The organism is Haloarcula sediminis, from assembly GCF_035656455.1.
GTDB lineage: Archaea > Halobacteriota > Halobacteria > Halobacteriales > Haloarculaceae > Haloarcula > Haloarcula sediminis.
Window position 1 is genome coordinate 297,205 of the sequence record NZ_JAYMGA010000006.1, and the last position, 16,113, is coordinate 313,317.

19 protein-coding genes are annotated in these 16,113 nt (G+C 66.5%); 9 read left to right on the forward strand and 10 right to left on the reverse strand.

Going from position 1 to position 16,113, the window contains the following annotated elements:
* The first annotated feature begins 171 nt into the window (after nucleotides 1-171).
* The gene (locus VJ162_RS12350) at nucleotides 172-453 is read left to right on the forward strand and encodes a hypothetical protein (RefSeq protein ID WP_324664674.1); all 282 of its coding nucleotides are present in this window, start codon (nucleotides 172-174) and stop codon (nucleotides 451-453) included.
* Between the two features lie 95 nt (nucleotides 454-548).
* Here VJ162_RS12350 and VJ162_RS12355 read toward each other — a convergent pair whose 3' ends face one another.
* A complete protein-coding gene (locus VJ162_RS12355; RefSeq protein WP_324664675.1) occupies nucleotides 549-2,357 on the reverse strand; it encodes an ATP-binding protein in 1,809 nt (602 codons plus the stop codon).
* Nucleotides 2,354-4,063: a histidine kinase N-terminal 7TM domain-containing protein gene (locus VJ162_RS12360; RefSeq protein WP_324664677.1), complete on the reverse strand. Its 1,710-nt coding sequence runs from the start codon at nucleotides 4,061-4,063 to the stop codon at nucleotides 2,354-2,356. Before VJ162_RS12360 ends, VJ162_RS12355 begins: the two co-directional genes overlap by 4 nt.
* A 125-nt stretch (nucleotides 4,064-4,188) precedes the next feature.
* Here VJ162_RS12360 and VJ162_RS12365 point away from each other — a divergent pair, with 125 nt between their 5' ends.
* Nucleotides 4,189-4,629 (forward strand): TRAM domain-containing protein, encoded by a 441-nt coding sequence (locus VJ162_RS12365; RefSeq protein ID WP_324664678.1) that lies wholly within the window; start codon nucleotides 4,189-4,191, stop codon nucleotides 4,627-4,629.
* A 55-nt stretch (nucleotides 4,630-4,684) separates the two neighbouring features.
* A complete protein-coding gene (locus tag VJ162_RS12370) occupies nucleotides 4,685-4,936 on the forward strand; it encodes a hypothetical protein (protein ID WP_324664680.1) in 252 nt (83 codons plus the stop codon).
* Between the two features lie 75 nt (nucleotides 4,937-5,011).
* Here the strand turns inward: VJ162_RS12370 and VJ162_RS12375 are convergent, their stop codons facing one another.
* The 3 genes from VJ162_RS12375 to VJ162_RS12385 all read right to left on the reverse strand — a co-directional run bounded on the left by VJ162_RS12375 (nucleotide 5,012) and on the right by VJ162_RS12385 (nucleotide 7,010).
* Nucleotides 5,012-5,218, reverse strand: a complete 207-nt coding sequence (locus VJ162_RS12375; RefSeq protein ID WP_324664681.1) for a cold-shock protein — start codon at nucleotides 5,216-5,218, stop codon at nucleotides 5,012-5,014.
* Nucleotides 5,219-5,313: 95 nt separating this feature from the next.
* On the reverse strand, nucleotides 5,314-6,297 hold the full coding sequence (locus VJ162_RS12380) for a ring-cleaving dioxygenase (RefSeq protein WP_324664682.1): 984 nt from the start codon (nucleotides 6,295-6,297) through the stop codon (nucleotides 5,314-5,316).
* Nucleotides 6,298-6,416: 119 nt separating this feature from the next.
* Nucleotides 6,417-7,010 (reverse strand): AsnC family transcriptional regulator, encoded by a 594-nt coding sequence (locus VJ162_RS12385; protein WP_324664684.1) that lies wholly within the window; start codon nucleotides 7,008-7,010, stop codon nucleotides 6,417-6,419.
* A 131-nt stretch (nucleotides 7,011-7,141) separates the two neighbouring features.
* Here VJ162_RS12385 and VJ162_RS12390 point away from each other — a divergent pair, with 131 nt between their 5' ends.
* Nucleotides 7,142-7,339: a heavy-metal-associated domain-containing protein gene (locus VJ162_RS12390; RefSeq protein ID WP_324664686.1), complete on the forward strand. Its 198-nt coding sequence runs from the start codon at nucleotides 7,142-7,144 to the stop codon at nucleotides 7,337-7,339.
* A 90-nt stretch (nucleotides 7,340-7,429) separates the two neighbouring features.
* Entirely contained in the window at nucleotides 7,430-7,627 is a 198-nt protein-coding gene (locus VJ162_RS12395; protein WP_324664687.1) for a hypothetical protein, read from the forward strand.
* Here VJ162_RS12395 and VJ162_RS12400 read toward each other — a convergent pair.
* Entirely contained in the window at nucleotides 7,624-8,283 is a 660-nt protein-coding gene (locus VJ162_RS12400) for a helix-turn-helix domain-containing protein (protein WP_324664688.1), read from the reverse strand. The genes VJ162_RS12395 and VJ162_RS12400 overlap by 4 nt on opposite strands.
* A 303-nt stretch (nucleotides 8,284-8,586) precedes the next feature.
* Nucleotides 8,587-10,119, reverse strand: a complete 1,533-nt coding sequence (locus tag VJ162_RS12405) for an ATP-binding response regulator (RefSeq protein ID WP_324664689.1) — start codon at nucleotides 10,117-10,119, stop codon at nucleotides 8,587-8,589.
* 184 nt (nucleotides 10,120-10,303) lie between these two features.
* Between VJ162_RS12405 and VJ162_RS12410 the strand changes: the two genes are divergently transcribed.
* Nucleotides 10,304-12,052, forward strand: coding sequence for a transcription initiation factor IIB family protein (locus tag VJ162_RS12410; RefSeq protein WP_324664690.1), 1,749 nt, complete (start codon nucleotides 10,304-10,306; stop codon nucleotides 12,050-12,052).
* Here the strand turns inward: VJ162_RS12410 and VJ162_RS12415 are convergent.
* Complete coding sequence (locus VJ162_RS12415) at nucleotides 12,049-12,471, reverse strand: DUF2391 family protein (RefSeq protein WP_324664692.1); 423 nt, start codon at nucleotides 12,469-12,471, stop codon at nucleotides 12,049-12,051. The genes VJ162_RS12410 and VJ162_RS12415 overlap by 4 nt on opposite strands.
* Nucleotides 12,472-12,619: 148 nt before the next feature.
* Here VJ162_RS12415 and VJ162_RS12420 point away from each other — a divergent pair, with 148 nt between their 5' ends.
* Both VJ162_RS12420 and VJ162_RS12425 read left to right on the forward strand, forming a co-directional pair.
* Nucleotides 12,620-13,423 (forward strand): M48 family metallopeptidase, encoded by an 804-nt coding sequence (locus VJ162_RS12420; protein ID WP_407066860.1) that lies wholly within the window; start codon nucleotides 12,620-12,622, stop codon nucleotides 13,421-13,423.
* The gene (locus VJ162_RS12425) at nucleotides 13,424-13,648 is read left to right on the forward strand and encodes a hypothetical protein (RefSeq protein ID WP_324664696.1); all 225 of its coding nucleotides are present in this window, start codon (nucleotides 13,424-13,426) and stop codon (nucleotides 13,646-13,648) included. It begins immediately after the preceding gene.
* Between the two features lie 17 nt (nucleotides 13,649-13,665).
* Here the strand turns inward: VJ162_RS12425 and VJ162_RS12430 are convergent, their stop codons facing one another.
* Nucleotides 13,666-14,076 (reverse strand): hypothetical protein, encoded by a 411-nt coding sequence (locus VJ162_RS12430; RefSeq protein WP_324664698.1) that lies wholly within the window; start codon nucleotides 14,074-14,076, stop codon nucleotides 13,666-13,668.
* A 99-nt stretch (nucleotides 14,077-14,175) separates the two neighbouring features.
* Here VJ162_RS12430 and VJ162_RS12435 point away from each other — a divergent pair, with 99 nt between their 5' ends.
* Nucleotides 14,176-14,814 (forward strand): HVO_2922 family protein, encoded by a 639-nt coding sequence (locus tag VJ162_RS12435; RefSeq protein WP_324664700.1) that lies wholly within the window; start codon nucleotides 14,176-14,178, stop codon nucleotides 14,812-14,814.
* A gap of 495 nt (nucleotides 14,815-15,309) precedes the next feature.
* On the opposite strand, the gene VJ162_RS12440 is transcribed toward VJ162_RS12435, so the two are convergent.
* Nucleotides 15,310-16,113: stage II sporulation protein M (locus VJ162_RS12440; protein WP_324664703.1), on the reverse strand; the 804-nt coding region annotated here is incomplete at its 5' end.

Here is a 16,113-nt window from a genome sequence, read left to right on the forward strand (position 1 = left end):
TATGTGTCTCTGCGATTAGGAGTGTCTTGGTCCTTGCGGTGATTGCTCGGTGACGAGATGACTGGTTCCGGGTAGCAACACGCCACTGGCCCGTGGCACCTGGTTCCGAACCCGTCGCAGCCGGGCACCGGAACCGCAACCGACACCACCGGTCGGGCCGTCACTCCGGCCATGTCACCGACCGTCGACGACCTGCGAAACGACATCAGAACGGCCGTCGGCCGATACGAACGCGTCGAGTCGACGGCCTTTACGAAGGAGGCCCTGGCCGCGATCTGTGACGCCGTCGGCTACGATATCGACACGGACGGGCTCCCGCCGAAACCGCAGATGCGCGGGGGCATCCTTCATGCCATTGGCGAGCTGGAGACCGACGACCCCGACGAGGCCGAGCGACCGTTCCGGAAGGCCCAGCTGGAGGCTATCGCGGCTGCCCTCGACGGGGTCGCGTGAGACGCTGGGATAGCGGGTGCCGGACGCGGCGACCAGACGACCGGCGATAGCCACGCCGGCTGAACCGCTTCTCCGCGGGCCACGCCCGCGTTCGCTCAGATGCCGCGCCGGCCCTCGCCGGCGGCCGACACCCCGGCCGGCTCGACGCTCGTGACCGCGCCGCTCACCACGAACCGGGCGCCGTCGTACTCGGGGTCGACTCGAATCGACCAGCCGTGGGACTCGGCCATGGTCTCGACGATGCGCAGGCCCAGCCCGGTCCCCTCGCTGCTGGTGGTGTAGCCGTAGTCGAACAGCTGTTCGTGGTCGGCGTCGATGCCCCGACCGTCGTCCTCGAAGACGAAACCGTCGTCGGTGAGACGGACCGTGACGGTGAGGCTCTCGCAGTCGCGCCCGTCCGCGGGTCCGGATTCCACGCCGTCCTGCCGAGCTTGCGAGCCGGGGCCCGTGGACCCGTGTTCGACTGCGTTCCTGCTGAGGTTCTCCAGGACGCTGAGCAGGCGGCTCCGGTCGGCGGCTATCGTCCCGTCGTTCTCGACGGACAGCGAGGCGGCCCCGGTGTCGACGTGGGACCAGGCGGTCCGAACCGCCGCCTCGAACGCGACGGGCTCGGTGGACTCGACTGACTTGCCCTGCTCGGCCAGCGTCCGCAGGTCCGAGATGATGGCGGTCATCCGCTCTAAGGCCCCGTCGAGGTCGTCGAGCCGGTCCATCTCCACGTCCGCCGGCGGCGAGGCACCGATGCGTTCCCGTGCGAGCTCGGTCTGGCCGGCGGCGACCTGCAGCGGGTTCCGGAGGTGATGGGAGACGCTGCTCGCGAACTCGTCGAGCTGTTCGTTCTGGCGGCGCAGCTCCCGGCGGTTCTCCGTCCGCTCGGTCACGTCCCGTATCAACAGCGCCGACCCCGCGACCGTCCCCCCGTCGGAGACGGGCGAGACGACCACCGAGTACCGCCGCCCGTCGTCAGTGAACTCGGCTGTCGAGCCCGAGGCGGTGCCGCCGTCGAGGACCGATGCCAGCGCGGGTGCCACCGTCGACAGCGGCGACCCGACGGCGCTCCCCTCGACGCTGAAAAACGCCCGGGCCTCCCCGTTGTGGTCGACGACTGTCCCGTCGTCGTCACAGATAACCAGCCCGTCGCCGGTGGTTTCGAGCAGCCTGTCACGGGAGATGGGCGCTATCTCCACCATCCCGAGCCACGCGCCCACGCAGGTGGTCACGCTGACGACGCTGAGCCCGAGGACGGTGTGGTCATAGCCCGGCAGCGTCGGCACCGCCCCGACGAACGTCACCGCGCCGGGGACGAGCCCGAGCACCATGCCGGCGACGTACACCACGAGCGGCCGCCCCGGCCGGTGCTTGGAGGTGGCGACCAGCTCCGCCAGGTAGTACAGCGACACCCCGATACCGAGATACGACCACAGGAAGCTCAGCTGCCACAGCGGTCCAAAGCCGGTCCGATAGTAGGGGAACGGGTCGGTCGAACGGACCAGCGGGTCGAAGTGGAGGCCGAGCCAGGGCTGTGTCACCAGCCCGAGAAAGCCGGCCGTCATCCCACAGAGGAAGACGGCGTTGAACGGTCGCCGGAGCGATGTCGAGCGGCCGCTGTACACCGTCCCGAAGTAGACAAACGCCACGACCGCGACGTACGACAGCGCGGTGCGGAGGTAGACGAGCCAGCGGCCAAGCGCTGGGTCGACGACGAGGAGTTCGACGGCGGCGACGCTGCCCCACGCCATCGCGGCGGTGTTGAGCGGTATCACCGCACGGATTCGGGCCGTCGACTGCCCCCGCTCGATCCAGGCGTTCATCAGCCCGATACCGACGACGCCGACCAGGAGGGCGGACAGGTACACCGCTCTGACGGGGTGTAGCCCCGGCCCCGGTCCCAGAGCCCAGCTCATCCCGTCACCCCGACCGTCGTCTCCGCGCCGGTGACCACGAAGGCGGTGCCGCTGTCAGTCCCCTCGATATCGACGGCCCACCCCTGGGACTCGACCTGCGTCCGCACGATTTCCAGCCCCAGTCCCGTCGGCGGGGCACTCGCCGTGTCGGAGTGGCGTGCCTCGTCGGGGTCCGCGCCGGGGACCCGACGGCCGTCGTCCCGGTAGGTGAACCCGGAGTCGGTGAGTGCGACCTCGACGCGGGCCGCGTCCCGGTCCCGGCTGTGGCGGACGAGCTGTTCGAAGACGCTGGCAAGCCGGCCCCGTCCCGCCTCGATAGTCCCGGCCTCCGCGACGTCGAGGGTCATCCCCGCGGTGTTGCCGTCGCGCCAGGCCGTCCGGACCACTCCCTCGAAGTCGACAGCCTCGGTCTCGGTCACGGACGTGGCGTGTGTCGCGAGGGTCTGTAGCTCGTCCAGCCGGTCGTCGATTCGGCCGAGCGCGTCGGTCACCCGGTCCATGTGGTCGGCCGCCGCGGCCGCGTTGGCCGTGTCGGCGGTCCGGAGCTGTCCGGACACAAGCGTCGCGGCGCCGTCGGCGACCTGCAGCGGGTTCCGGAGGTCGTGGGCGACCGTGCTGGCGAACCGCTCCAGCTGGTCGTTCTGGCGCGCCAGTTCCCGGCTGGACCGTTCGACCGCGGTCACGTCCCGTAGGACCACCGTGTAGCCGGCGACGGTGCCCCGCTCGACTATCGGCGAGACCGACACGGCGTAGTGGGTCCGTCGCCCGTCGACGACCGTCGAATAGGTGGCCGTGACGTCACTGCCCGCGTCCGGAAGGGACAGCTCCGCGTCCAGGCCGGGCAGCAGCGCCGACAGCGCCGTCCCGACGGGCGTGTCCACGTCCACGGGGAGCAGCGGCTCGGCGGCGGCGTTGTAATCGACGACCCGTCCCGCATCGTCCAGCCCGAACAGGACGTCGTCTATCTCGTCGACGATGTCGGCCCGTGCCATCGGTGCCAGGTCGAGTTCGCCCCTGAAGAAGACGGTGTACGCCAGGAGGACGGTCAGCGGGACGATACCGAAGACAGTCGAGTCGTAGCCGGGCAACAGCGGCACCGCGTTCAGCGTCGACACCGCGTGGGGGAGCAAGGAGGCGACCGCCGCGGCGACCAGCAACAGGACGGAGCTGGTCGGTCTGTGGGCCGAACTGACGAACAGCCGGGCCAGATAGACGAGACTGACCAGCACGACCACGGCTGCCACCGCCCCGTTCAGCAGGTACGCCGGCCCGGGCGTGACGGCCAGGTACGCGGTCGGTTCCTGCCGGTAGACGACCGACGCGTACTGCAGGCCAAACACCGGTTGTGTGAGTATCCCGCCGACGGCGACGACGAGCCAGCAAAGAAAGAGGGCGTTCCGGGGCCGTCGGGGCGACATCGAGCGGTTCGTGTAGGCCGTCGCGAAGTAACCCAGGGTCGCGATGGCCCCGACCGCAAGCAGGTCGGTAAGCAGGCTGAGGGCGTACTTGAGTTCGGGCGCTCCGCTGAGGAACTTCGCCGTGGCCACCAGTAGCCAGCCGGTCTGGACGACGGCGTAGGCGACGAACTCCCGCCTGTGGTGTGTGTCGGGTCGCGTGTAGACGAGATAGCCGGTGACGGCGAGGACGGCCGCAGAGACGACCTGTATGCCCACGTACCAGAGTCTGAGCGGTACGGAGCCGTCCATATCAGGCCATATCCGCCCTCCGGCAAAATCCCCCATGGTTACTGTCCGCTGTCTGACTCGTCATGGGGCCGAATTATCCAGTTCAATTCCGGTAGGATTTAGCCCTGGAACGCGTAGCGTGGACAATGACACAGATATCAGATTCGCTGCGGCTGTTGTTCGAGACCTCGGTCGAGGACGAGGGCGACCGGTACACCGTCGCTATCCCCCCGGAACTCGTCGAGAACGGTTCCATCGACACCGACGGGACCTACCGAATCGCCCTGCTCGCCGCCGACGAGGCCGAGGCGGCCGACTCGGAGCCGTCACCGGCGGAGCCGTCGTCGGTATCCCGTCCCGAACCCGCGCCCTCGCACTCCCAGGGTCCGCCCGTCGAGGAGGGCGAGGTGCGAACCGTCTCTATCGATACCCTCGGCGACCAGGGCGACGGCATCGCCAAGGTCGAGCGGGGCTTCATCGTCATCGTCCCGGGCACCAAACCGGGCGACCGCGTCGAGGTGGAGATAACCGACGTGAAAGAGACTGTCGCCTTCGCCGAGACCGTCGGCGAGGCCACCGTCCGGTAGCCGTCCGACCGTTACACGGCACTTACTCTTGGGGCATGGTTCCGGGCGTCTCTGTATGGGCCCGGGACCCGAAACGCCGGGGGCGGCGACACTCCGGCGCTGTGTCACCGGCGTACTCACCTACACCAGCTACGTGGCCGAGATGCTCCGCGCCATGGCGTTCTGGGGAACGATTTTTCTGCCGTTTGCCATCGTCGGCGGCCTGGCAACGGACCTCGCGGCGTCGGCGCCGACCCGTTTTCTGGCCCTCGTCGGGCTGAACGTCCTCTGTGTCCTGTTGGGGCGGGGCTACCGGCCGTCCGACTGAACACTGCGTGTCTTCGGGACGGATCTCGGAAAAGAACGCCGCCTCCGCCGTCCGTGACGACGGGTAGATCGGTCGTTAGTTGCGGACGAGGTTCGTCGCGCGGGGTCCCTTCGGGGATGATTCGATGTCGAACTCGACGTCCTGCCCCTCTTCGAGGTCCGGACCGCCGACGTCCTCCATGTGGAAGAAAACGTCCTCGTCGTCGTCTACATCGTCGTCGTCAGTCGAAATGAAACCGTAGCCGCCAGTGTCGTTGAAGAAGTCAACCTTACCGTTTGCCATTACGAACAAATGTACACCCGGGCCGCGGATAACCCTTCCGAGGGTCACGGTACCAGGACCCCGGCGGGTCGGCGCGCTCGTCCGGCGCTACAGTATCAGTCGTCGGCCGCGGCCGACTCGGCTCGGGGGACGGTAATCTCTGTCAGTTGCGCCTCGATCTCCTCGCGGCGGGCCTCGAACTCGCCGGGGAGGACGAGCCGCTCGCCCAGCTCGTCCAGCGGTTCGTCGCTGGTGTAGCCCGGGCCGCTCGTGGCGAGTTCGAAGAGAACCCCGCCGTGTTCCCGGACGTACACAGAGCGGAACCAGTGGCGGTCTATCTGCTGGGTCGGGCGCAGTCCGTCCGACTGGATGACCTCCCGCATCGCCTGCTGGTCCTCGTCGGTCGGCGTCTGGAAGGCGACGTGGTGGACGACGCCGTGGCCCTGTCGGCCGCCCTGGATGGTCGGCAGGACGTCGACGTACTTCCCGACGGGCCCGCCCGCGGCAAAGCGGGTCCGCTCGTCACCGGGTGTGTCGCCTTCGGCTTCCTCGGTGCCGACTTCCTCTAGGCCCATCTCCAGCAGTAACTCCTCGGTGCGCTGGGGGTCGGCCAGCCACAGCGTCACCGAGTGAAAGCCCCGGATGGCGTACTCCTCGGGAACGAACTCCGTCCACGGCACCGTCGGTTCGTCCTCGGGGAGCTCGACCGCGACCAGTTCGACCGGCAGCCCGTCCGGGTCCGAGAAGGGGAGGACGGTCTCGCCGAACCGCTCGACGCGGTCCTCGTAGTCGACGCCGTACTCGTCGAAGCGCTCCTCCCAGTAGTCGAGGCTGCCCTCTGGCACCCGGAACGCGGTGCGTGCGACCTGGCCCGAGCCGACCTTCCCCTGTTGCATCCCCTCCCACGGGAAGAAGGTCATGCTCGTCCCCGGCGTCCCCTCCGCGTCGGCGAAGAAGAAGTGGTAGGTGCCGGGGTCGTCCTGGTTGACCGACCGCTTGACGAGTCTGAGGCCGAGCGTCTCGACCCAGAAGTCGATGTTTTGCTGTGGGTCGCCCGCGATACAGGTCACGTGGTGGATACCTGGTGTGGATACTGTCATACCCTTTGCTACGCACTGCTGGCACTTGAATACGCGCTGACACCGGTGTTACCGGGCCCGAATCTCCGACCTGCGCTGACACGCGCCCGTCCGTGTGTCCCGCTCGGACACCCCCCGTCTCAGTCGGCTCCCTCCTGTAGTTCCTCGTACTTCTCGCTGAAGCGGGCCTCACAGGAGGGACAGCAAAACTGGTAGAGCGAGCCGTCGATACGCGCGGCGGTGCCCTCGCTGTCGACGGTGTTGCCACACTGGGCACAGGAGAGGGCGAACTCGGTGCCGCCGAGGTCGGGCGACCACGCGGCGCCGGCCAGCAGCTCCACGTCGAACTCGGCGACGGCGTCGATATCGACCGTGTCAGCGAGCCAGTCGGCCACGTCGTTGTCGGGCACGCGGGCGAACACCACGAGGTCGGCCTCCGCGGTCGTAAAGAGGTGTTCGACGGCGTCGGCTTCCAGCAGCGCGCTCCCCAACCCGCTCGGGTCGCTCGCGGCCGGTTCGAGGGTGAGCAACACCGGAATCCCCGTCCGGAGCTGGGACCGGTCGATATCGACGGTAAAGCGGTTGATGACGCCGGCCTCTTTCAGGCGTGTCACCCGGTCGGAGACGGCCGGCGCCGACAGCCCGACCGTCTCCGCTATCTCGCTGTAGGGCCGCCGGGCGTCGGCAAGCAGCAGCCGAAGAATCTCCATGTCGGTGTCGTCGAGGTCGCGCATACCGTCCCCACTCATCCCAGCGATAAAAGTATCCGGGCAGTCTGACTCCACAATCGAAAGCGAGCGCAGGCCGAGACGCCGGTAGTCAAAGGGACAATCGGCTTAAATCCCTCTCCCCTAGGGATGGGTGTATGACGACGACACTCACCGTCGAAGGGATGAGCTGTGAGCACTGCGAACAGAGCGTCGCGGACGCCCTCGCCGAGGTCGAGGGCGTCACCGACGTCGCTGTCGACCACGAGGGTGCATCCGCGACGGTCGAGGGCGACGCCGACGAGGACGCGCTCGTGGCCGCCGTCGACGAGGCCGGCTACACTGCACAGGCCTGACACCTCCGGCAGCGACGCCGCCGGCCGTATAAACACCCCGCAGTTACAGGGGGTGGGCTCTCGCCCGCAGCTTTCGTATCTCGGCCCGCAATGAAAACACAGACAGGCGGCTCACCGCTTGATAACCTCGCTATCGTCTCTACGCTCGTCGACGCCGCCGTCGCGGTTCGCCGCGGTGACCGCTGGGCGGGCGCTCTCCTGCTGGGGGCGGCGGCGCTCTCGACGCGGGTACGCGGCGCGGGCGTCGTCGCGAGTGTCCTAGTGCGGCTGCTCAAGCGGTTCCGCTAGCGCTCCGAGGGCGTCCCGACCAACAGCGTGTCCTCCACGAGCGACTCGGTCCCCCGCCGGAGCCGCTCGGAGAGCGCCTGGTGTGATATCTCGAACTCCTCGGCCAGCTCCTCGAGGGTGTGTTCCTGTGGCACGTCGTAGTACCCCGCCTCGACGGCCGTGATGAGCGCACGGTACTGGCTCTCGGTGAGGCCAAAGCGCCCCGAGGGCTGGCCGTCCATCTCCCGGATGGACTCGATGGTGAACTCCATCCCGTGGTCCGAGCAGAACTCGTGAGTCTCCGAGAGATGGGACCGGTCCGGGAACATCACCCGGAGGCGCCACCCGTCGGGCCGGCCGTGGGCGTCCAGTATCGTCGCCTCGGAGTTTGTCAGCATGTGCAACAGCAACTGTACCTGGTCGACCCAGTCCATCCGGTACAGCAACTCGTCGCCGAAATCGGCCAGCAAGGTGACGCTGTTTACCGTCGGGTCGCCGTCGATGGCGTCTTCCAGGGGCTCGCGGTCCGCGTCGCGGGCCCACAACAGCGGCATGACGGCGTCGTCGCCGCTCTCGATGATTCGCTCACTCTCGAAGGTGACCTCGGGCAGTGCTTCGAACGTGTGAGCCAGGGCGAACTCCGTTGTCGGGACGGACCCGATGACGATTGTGGCCATTTCGACCGACACTTCTCAAACGAACAACAAGAAGCTTCTCTCGAAGCGGGGGCTCTGGGAACCAACTCGACCCTTTTCGGACCCAACTCAGTGCTAACCGGTATCCGGACGGCCAGCAATCCCTCGCCTGAGGCCCCTGAAAGCAGTAGTTTTGATACGATGGGCCACTAACTCAGGCTGGCCCGCTCGCCCGCGGCCCGCGCTACCGACGACCCGACAGGCCGTTGCATCTCCTTCTAGTACTCAGACACATGTGGGCTCTGTCCCAGTCGCCCGCCCCGACCGTCGGCGCTTGCGGTTCGCTCACCGGGCCTTGCCGGCCGGCTGTTCGGTGAACTCGAACCTCGCGCCGCCGTCCTGGCTGTCAGTCACCGTCACCTCCCAGCCGTGGGCCTCGGCGATCTGTGTGACGATAGACAGGCCAAAGCCGGTGCTCTCCGAGGCCGTGGTCATCCCCGACCCGAACACTTTCTCGCGGATCTCGTCGGGGATGCCGACCCCGTCGTCTTCGACGTAGAACCCGTTCGAGGTGTCTCCGCTGGCTCGCGTCGCGGTAACGAGTGGCTGTATCTCCCCGATTTCGACTGTTTCGGCGCCCTCGCTCCGTTCGACGGCGTCATCGGGACGGGACGCGTTTCGATTGCTCGCTGCGCCATCCTCGACGGTGTCCGGACGGCCCGCGGAACCGTGTTCGACTGTGTTCCGAAAGAGGTTCTCCAGGAGCTGTCGCAGCCGCTTGGGGTCGGCCGCCAGCTCGACCGGCGTTTCGACCGACAGCGTGAGCCCCCCGGTCTCGACGGTCTCCCAGGCCTCCTGTGCGATTTCACGCAACTGGACGGGCTCCGTTTCGTGGACGGTCTGGCCGTGGCGCGCGAGCGTGAGGAGGTTCTCGACGATTGTCTCGATCCGGGCCAACGCCTCCTGGGCCCCCGTGAACGCCTCGGGGTCGCCGCTCCGTCTGGCCAGTTCGAGCTGGCCACTCGCCACCTGCAAGGGATTGCGGATGTCGTGAGAGACGACGTGGGCGAACTCCTCCAGCCGGGCGTTCTGGCGTTCGAGCCTCTTCTCGCGGCGCTTTGGCTCGGTGATGTCCTGGAGGATGCCCCGGACCCGGACGATGTCGCCGTCTTCGGACTGGGGCTCCCCGCGTGTCCGAACCCACCGCTGTGTCCCGGTGGCGTCCCGCATCTGGAGCTCCAGGTCGTAGGGCTCTCCCTCCTCGATAGCGCCCCGGAAGGCCTGTCGGAGCTCGTCCCGGTCGTCGGGGTGGTAGTACTCGAAGGACTCCTCGGGGGGCAGCTCCTCGTCGGTATCGAGCCCGTGGATGCGCAGGACCTCGTCGGAGACGTAGGTCGTGTCCGAGACGATGTCGTACTCCCAGGCGCCGACGTTGCCGATGATCTCGGCCTTCTCGAAGAGGTCGTTCTGGCGTTCCAGCTCGCGGGCGGTGCGGTACTGTTCGACCGCCGTAGCGATGCGGTTTGCCAGCAGCTCGTACTGCTCGGAGCCGATGGCCTTCTGGAGGTAGTCCGTGACTCCCGCCGATATCGCGTCGCTTGCGACCTCCTCGCTCCCCTTCCCGGTAAACAGGATAAAAGGGAGGTCGGGGTAGTCGGCCCGGACGGTCTCCAGGAAGGCGATGCCCGACTCGCCGGGCATGTCGAAGTCGGAGACGACACAGTCGAACTCCCCCGACTGCAGGTGCTCCCGGCCCTCCGCCGGGCTCGCCGCCGTCGTCACGGTGACCCGGTCGTCCTCCCGTTCGAGGAGCCGCGCCGTCAGCTCCCTGAAATCCGGGTCGTCGTCCACGTGGAGCACCCGGACCGAGCTATCCATGCACCACGGTACACGTCCACGTGTTGATGAATATTAGGGTGATTACACTGTGTATGCACCACCGTCGGCACCGGTCAGCGGTGACGCCGTTCCGGTCGATACCGCACCGCTGGCCGCCAGAGCGAGCGACTCGTTTGCTGATAGTATGCAAAACTTAACAGCCTGAGGTGTACAACGGCCAATAATGGCTAGTCCCTCAGATAATGCCGTGCAAAACCGGCTCGTGAACGTATGCGAGAAGCTGCAAATCCCAAACAACACGATGCAGATCACGCTGGTCCGACTGGACCAGCTCCGCAACGAGCCGGACGTCAACGAGGAGCGGATCGATAACACGGCTGCCGCCGCGCTGGCCCTCTCCGCGCGGGAGGACGGGCTGCCGGTCCGTGACGAGGATATCGCGGGCGCCTGGGCGGGGGCGATGGACGCGCCCGACCCGGACATCGCCATCACCAGCCAGCAGCTCGAGGCCGTCGCCGACTACTTCGACATCGAGGAGGTACCTCCCCACCCGAACTCGCTGGTCCAGCGCTTTGGCGAGGCCGTCGATATGCCGGACGAACTCATCACCGTCGCCCACCGGCTCCTCCAGGACGCGTTCGCGCTGGACCCGACGGTCGTCTCGGGCGGGCCCGCGCCCGCCGGGACGGTCGGTGGCGTCCTCTCGCTGGCCGCGCTCGTCAACGGGCTGGACGACACCTACGAGCAGAGCACGCTCGGGAGCGTGACGGGCACTAGCGAGGTGACCGTCCAGAACCGCTGTCGCGACCTGCGGGACCTGCTCGACGACCGGCTCGAAAACGACCGCTACCGGGTGGTACCGGCCGCCCAGGCGCCCGACCAGCCCGGCGACGAGAGCCAGTCCGACGCGGACGACGGGGCGGACAGCGAGACCGAGCGCAGCGGTCGTTCGGCGTCGGGGGCCGCCGACACCACACCGAGCGACGGGGCGACCGCCGCGGATGGTGCCGGGGACGCGGCGTCCGCATCGGCCGATGCCGTCCTCGAGACCGTCCGGTCGGTCTACCCCGACGAGCTCCCGACGACGGCCAACGTGGCCAAGACACAGGACACGAGCGAGTCGGCCGCCGAGGACGCGCTGGAGGGGCTGGCCGACGACGGGCGGCTCGAACGCAAGCGGGCCGGCTCGGTCGACGTCTGGATTCCCGCCGGCGGGGACGAGGCCGGGACCGCGCTCACCGCCGACGCCGTCGAGACCGAGATCGACGCTCTGGTCGAGGAACTGTCGATAGACTCCTCGACCCGGCTGCTCGCCCGCGGGATGGTCAGCGACGCCGTCGCGGACGCCGACGTGGCGGACGCCGCGGAACTCGCCGCGGCGACGGTGGTCGCCGCCGCCCGGATGAGTGACGGCGACATAGACATCGGCGAGGTGAGCGACAGCCGGGGGTTCGAACCGCGCGCCGTCGCACAGTGGCTGGACAGGCTCGACGAGGTGGTCGACGCGGACATCCCGCGGCGGGACGCCGGGGACATCGTCGAAAACGTCGTGTCGGAACTGGAGCTCTCCGAGGCCGTGCTCGCGGAGAGCCGCCGCTCGCTTGAGCGTTTCGACGGGGACAGCGAGGAGTTCACCGCCGCCGAGCTGGGCGCGGGGGCCGTCCTCTTCGCCGCGACGACCAACCAGACCCAGGTGGATATCGACCGGCTGGCGGCCGCCGCCGGCGCCGAGACGAGCTACGTCACCTCGGCGATGCACGCCATCGTCGTCTCGCTCTGTCTGGCGCTCGTCCGGGGCGACATCGACTACGAGGACTGTGACTGGACCACGCAACTCCTAGAATCGGAACTCTCCCCGACGCTCGGGGACTCCGAAACCGGCCGCGCCATCGCCATCGCCAAGGCCTACACAGCCGGCCGAGAGGGCCAGTCCGTCGACGAGCAGACCCTCGACGTCCTCCAGGGGAACTAAAACAGGCTGTCGGTCGTCACCGCGCCGACGACCGAAAACACCGCGGCGACGCTGAGTGCCCGGAACGTGACCAGCATTCTGGGCCACTCGTCGAGTTCGCTCAGAAACAGGTCCGGGGCGGTGATGGCAAAGGCCAGCGTTCCAACGGACCCGAAGGCGACCAGCATCACCGAGATGAACCGGACCGGTATCCCGACGACAGCGGCCTCGGTCCGGGGGTCGCGGTCGTTGTCGGCGCCGTAGAGCCCGCCGTAGCCGATGGCCATGACGGAGCCGACCAGAAAGAGACTGTGAAACATCGTCATGTTCTGTGCGAGCAGCCACACCTCCTGGGTGACGACGAACGGGCCGGCGAGCAGAAACCCGCCGACGATCTGCTGGGCGGTGTCCGCGAGCTTGTGTTTCTGGCGTTGCTTCATACGTCCGTACTGACCGCTCTGATGCATACCAGTTGGGGCGCTCTCCTTGCCTCACGGGCGTTCCACCCCGACCGCCGTGTTCGGATGGGTTTTTACGTCTCAGTGTTCAACTGCTCACCACATGAAACACGTCGGCCTGAAGCTACGCATGGCGGTCGTCGGTGCTATCCTTGCCGGGTTCTACCTGGTCGTCGTCGCGTTCGCGATGGTTGCCTTCGGGCCAAACATCTGGCCCATCGCCGTCGTCGGCAGCGTCCTGCTGATCGGGGTCCAGTACAAGATCGGCAAGTGGGCCGCGTTGCGAAGCGTCGGGGCTGAGGACCTCTCGGAAGAACAGTACCCCCACATCCACCAGCAGGTTCGCCAGCTCTCCCGCGATATGGGCATCGAGAAGCCGAAACTGAAAGTCGCCCGGATGGGCGTGCCAAACGCCTTCGCCGTCGGCCGCAAGGGCGCCGGCGTCGTCGTCGTCTCGACGGAGCTGATGCAGCTGCTCGACGACGACGAACTGGAAGGGGTGCTGGCTCACGAGCTGGCCCACATCGCCAACCGCGACGTGGTGACGATGGTCATCGGGCAGGGCATCGCCTCTATCGTCGGCATCGCCGCGCAGTTCATCGTCCTCGCGACGGGGGACAACGACATCGCCGACTTCTTCCTGGCCATCATCGTCGGGAACATCGTCCAGTTCTTCGTGATGCTGTTCGTGCTGGCCATCTCCCGGTACCGCGAGTACGTGGCCGACGCCGACGCGAAAGACGCTATCGGCGGCGGTGACCCGCTCGCCCGGGCCCTGGAGAAAATATCCGGCGGTCACGAGCGGGCCCGCGACTCCGCCATCGACGACCAGGTGAGTGCGCTGTGTATCTTCGGTGACTCCGACAGCCTCCTCACGAAGATCGTCTCGACGCACCCGCCGACCGAGGAGCGCATCCGCCGGCTCCGCTCGTAGATGGTCGATATCCGCCAGCTCCTCGCGGTCGGGTTGGGCGCCCTGTTCGGGCTTTTCCTGCTGGTCGCGCCGCGGGCTGCGCTCAAGCTATCGGTCGTCTCCGGGGGCCCGCGTCGCCGGCGCGGGGAGTACGGTAGCGACGACGCCATCCCGGACCGCTGGGTGTGGGCGACACGTGCCGTCGGCGTGGCCTGTCTCGCCGTCGCCGCGTACATCGCCCTCTGAGGGCGCCCGCCGTTATCCTACGAGTCCACGTTGCCGTAGAGCTGCTGGCGGGTCCGCTGGCCGGTCTGATACCGGCTGACGATGGTCGACTGGTGGTCCGGACAGCCCAGCACGACCGCGGCGCCCCCGTCGACCGGCAACAGCGCGTGGTTGGTGCCGTGTGAGGCGTGACGACAGCCGGGGCAGGTGATACCGCCGGCCGGTTGGTGGCCCAGAAGCTGTGCTCGACCCTCCGTCGTGAGGCCACAGACCGCGCGGAACTGTTCGAGGTGGTCCGAACAGCCGACGACCGGGACGGTAAATTGGTCCAGCAACAGAAACGAGATCGTCTCGCGGGACGGCGACGCGAGCGCGGCGCGACAGTCCGCACAGGGGACCGGCGGCTCGTCACCGAGTGGCTCTCCCGCGGGTGGCTCGTCTGGACCCATCAGCTGTTCTCAGTCACGGATACAGGTAAATGATTGGGCCTGGGGCCCAGTCGCCAGCGGGGGTATCACTATATGCGGGCCATCTGTATACCAGCACGTATGACAGAAGAGACCATCTACGAGGGAGAGGAGACACGAAGCCGCCGCGGGCTCGCGACGTACTTCCGCCGGCTGGCCCGGCGGCTCGGGCGCGGTGAGCCGGTGCCGGCCGACGAGGAACAGACCGTCACCGTCGAGATGCCGGCCGACCCAGAATTCGAGGTCGAACTCGAAGAGGATGGGGAGACGGTCAGCCTCGAAATCGAGATGGAGTGGCCCGCGGAGAAAGGCGTCATCGACACCGAGGCCCACGCGAGCAAGGCCACCTTCGACCTCTACGAGGACAACGCCGAGGAGTACCGCTGGCGGCTGGTCCACGACAACGGCAACATCATCGCCGACAGCAGCGAGGGGTACGCCTCAAAGCAGAAGGCAAAACAGGGCCTCGAGAGCGTCCGGAAGAACGCGCCGGGCGCGGACGTCGTCGACCTGTCGAAAGACGAAGAGCCCGTAGACGAGGGCGCCAGCAGCGCCACCTTCGAGCTGTTTGCCGACGCCGGCGCGAAGTGGCGCTGGCGGCTCCGCCACGACAACGGCGAGATACTCGCCGACGGCGGCCAGGGGTACTCGTCGAAACAGAAGGCAAAGCAGGGACTCCGGAGCGTGCAGACGAACGTCCGTGGCGCCGAAATCAGATAGGCCCGCAAACGGCCCGGAGCTGGACCGGTGGCCCGGACGGGACCACAAGCGATGAACAGAGCGAGCCTGGGCCCGCTGTTCAAGGCCCGAGAGACCGTCTCGGTGTTTGCCCGCTCCGCGAGTTGATGGTGAACCATCGAGGGACCCGACGCCGACTTGGACGCCTGCACTGTCGCCGACTTCTGGACCGACGACGAGCGAGGGACCGACGGAGACCCCTACGTCGTCCGCGTCCCTCAGGTCAGTTCCGTCCGCCATCCGGACATGGCGTGGGTCGGCCCCTCTGGGCCGAACCGCCGTGAGTGGTGGACGATCGATGACTGGGCGCTATATCGGAGAGTGGTCTGAGACTGCACCAGCAGCTGGCCCGCTCGTCATAACACTGAATACTGCCACCTGCTGCATCCTCCTGCTTTTTATTTCTTTCCCGGTGGAGTGACTGACAACAGCACCTGTATATGCCGATTTACCCGTGCCCCGCGACGAAACCGAGCCTCACTGCAGTAACCGATATACCTGTCGTGTTATCTCAGCTTCGATGAAGGCAGCTACGATGATTATACACAGTCCGAAGCAAGCTAATATGGTGTACTGTCGTAGCGCTTCTGGCTCGATCACGCTGTCTCGCTGCTTTCGTAAATACTGCAGCATATTCCTAGCGATCCGCAGTCCAACTGCACTTCCAATCAGGAACCCCGAGAGTTCAACGATACCATGGGTCCCAATCAGCACCAATATGTCGGTGAGATTCGAACCGGAGCGTAAACCCGCAGTTGTAACGGTGCCCACCAGTAAGCCGGTATTGAAGAGGAGAAATATAGTTGTCACTCCGAAGGTAATACTGCCAAGGAGCATGAGGAAATAGACAGTCGCGTTATTCAGTAGTAGGCCAGTGAACGTGAGTGAAACTTCTATTTGACTCCCGTTCGCTCCATTTGTTCCTGTGGTCGCAAGCATACTACCAGAGAGCACTCCCAGGATAAACATCCCGACACTGGCGCTCATTTCGGGCCATAGGTTGACTATCGGCCCGATTATTGGCTTATTGGACACACTTTGCATGTAGAGACAAGTAATAATATGAATTTTGAAGCCGAACAAAAGGGGACGGAGTCCTCTGAAGTACCTGAACCCGGGAGACACGAGGCCGTCTGTACGTACTGTAGATATAGTATCAATTGGCACTGTAGTTTCGCTAGACGCAACAGCTACGACTGCGTTATCTCGGTAGAAAGCGAAGAGACAGATTGGTTTGACATCCGAAATCCGTCTCTTCACTCGTGTTACGGTCGCTAAAGC

Bases quoted from the DNA above. Each gene is read 5' to 3' on its own strand.
- VJ162_RS12350 (WP_324664674.1), top strand. From the start codon at position 172: ATGTCACCGACCGTCGACGACCTGCGAAACGACATCAGAACGGCCGTC.
- VJ162_RS12355 (WP_324664675.1), bottom strand. From the start codon at position 2,357: ATGAGCTGGGCTCTGGGACCGGGGCCGGGGCTACACCCCGTCAGAGCG.
- VJ162_RS12360 (WP_324664677.1), bottom strand. From the start codon at position 4,063: ATGGACGGCTCCGTACCGCTCAGACTCTGGTACGTGGGCATACAGGTC.
- VJ162_RS12365 (WP_324664678.1), top strand. From the start codon at position 4,189: ATGACACAGATATCAGATTCGCTGCGGCTGTTGTTCGAGACCTCGGTC.
- VJ162_RS12370 (WP_324664680.1), top strand. From the start codon at position 4,685: ATGGGCCCGGGACCCGAAACGCCGGGGGCGGCGACACTCCGGCGCTGT.
- VJ162_RS12375 (WP_324664681.1), bottom strand. From the start codon at position 5,218: ATGGCAAACGGTAAGGTTGACTTCTTCAACGACACTGGCGGCTACGGT.
- VJ162_RS12380 (WP_324664682.1), bottom strand. From the start codon at position 6,297: ATGACAGTATCCACACCAGGTATCCACCACGTGACCTGTATCGCGGGC.
- VJ162_RS12385 (WP_324664684.1), bottom strand. From the start codon at position 7,010: ATGCGCGACCTCGACGACACCGACATGGAGATTCTTCGGCTGCTGCTT.
- VJ162_RS12390 (WP_324664686.1), top strand. From the start codon at position 7,142: ATGACGACGACACTCACCGTCGAAGGGATGAGCTGTGAGCACTGCGAA.
- VJ162_RS12395 (WP_324664687.1), top strand. From the start codon at position 7,430: ATGAAAACACAGACAGGCGGCTCACCGCTTGATAACCTCGCTATCGTC.
- VJ162_RS12400 (WP_324664688.1), bottom strand. From the start codon at position 8,283: ATGGCCACAATCGTCATCGGGTCCGTCCCGACAACGGAGTTCGCCCTG.
- VJ162_RS12405 (WP_324664689.1), bottom strand. From the start codon at position 10,119: ATGGATAGCTCGGTCCGGGTGCTCCACGTGGACGACGACCCGGATTTC.
- VJ162_RS12410 (WP_324664690.1), top strand. From the start codon at position 10,304: ATGGCTAGTCCCTCAGATAATGCCGTGCAAAACCGGCTCGTGAACGTA.
- VJ162_RS12415 (WP_324664692.1), bottom strand. From the start codon at position 12,471: ATGAAGCAACGCCAGAAACACAAGCTCGCGGACACCGCCCAGCAGATC.
- VJ162_RS12420 (WP_407066860.1), top strand. From the start codon at position 12,620: ATGGCGGTCGTCGGTGCTATCCTTGCCGGGTTCTACCTGGTCGTCGTC.
- VJ162_RS12425 (WP_324664696.1), top strand. From the start codon at position 13,424: ATGGTCGATATCCGCCAGCTCCTCGCGGTCGGGTTGGGCGCCCTGTTC.
- VJ162_RS12430 (WP_324664698.1), bottom strand. From the start codon at position 14,076: ATGGGTCCAGACGAGCCACCCGCGGGAGAGCCACTCGGTGACGAGCCG.
- VJ162_RS12435 (WP_324664700.1), top strand. From the start codon at position 14,176: ATGACAGAAGAGACCATCTACGAGGGAGAGGAGACACGAAGCCGCCGC.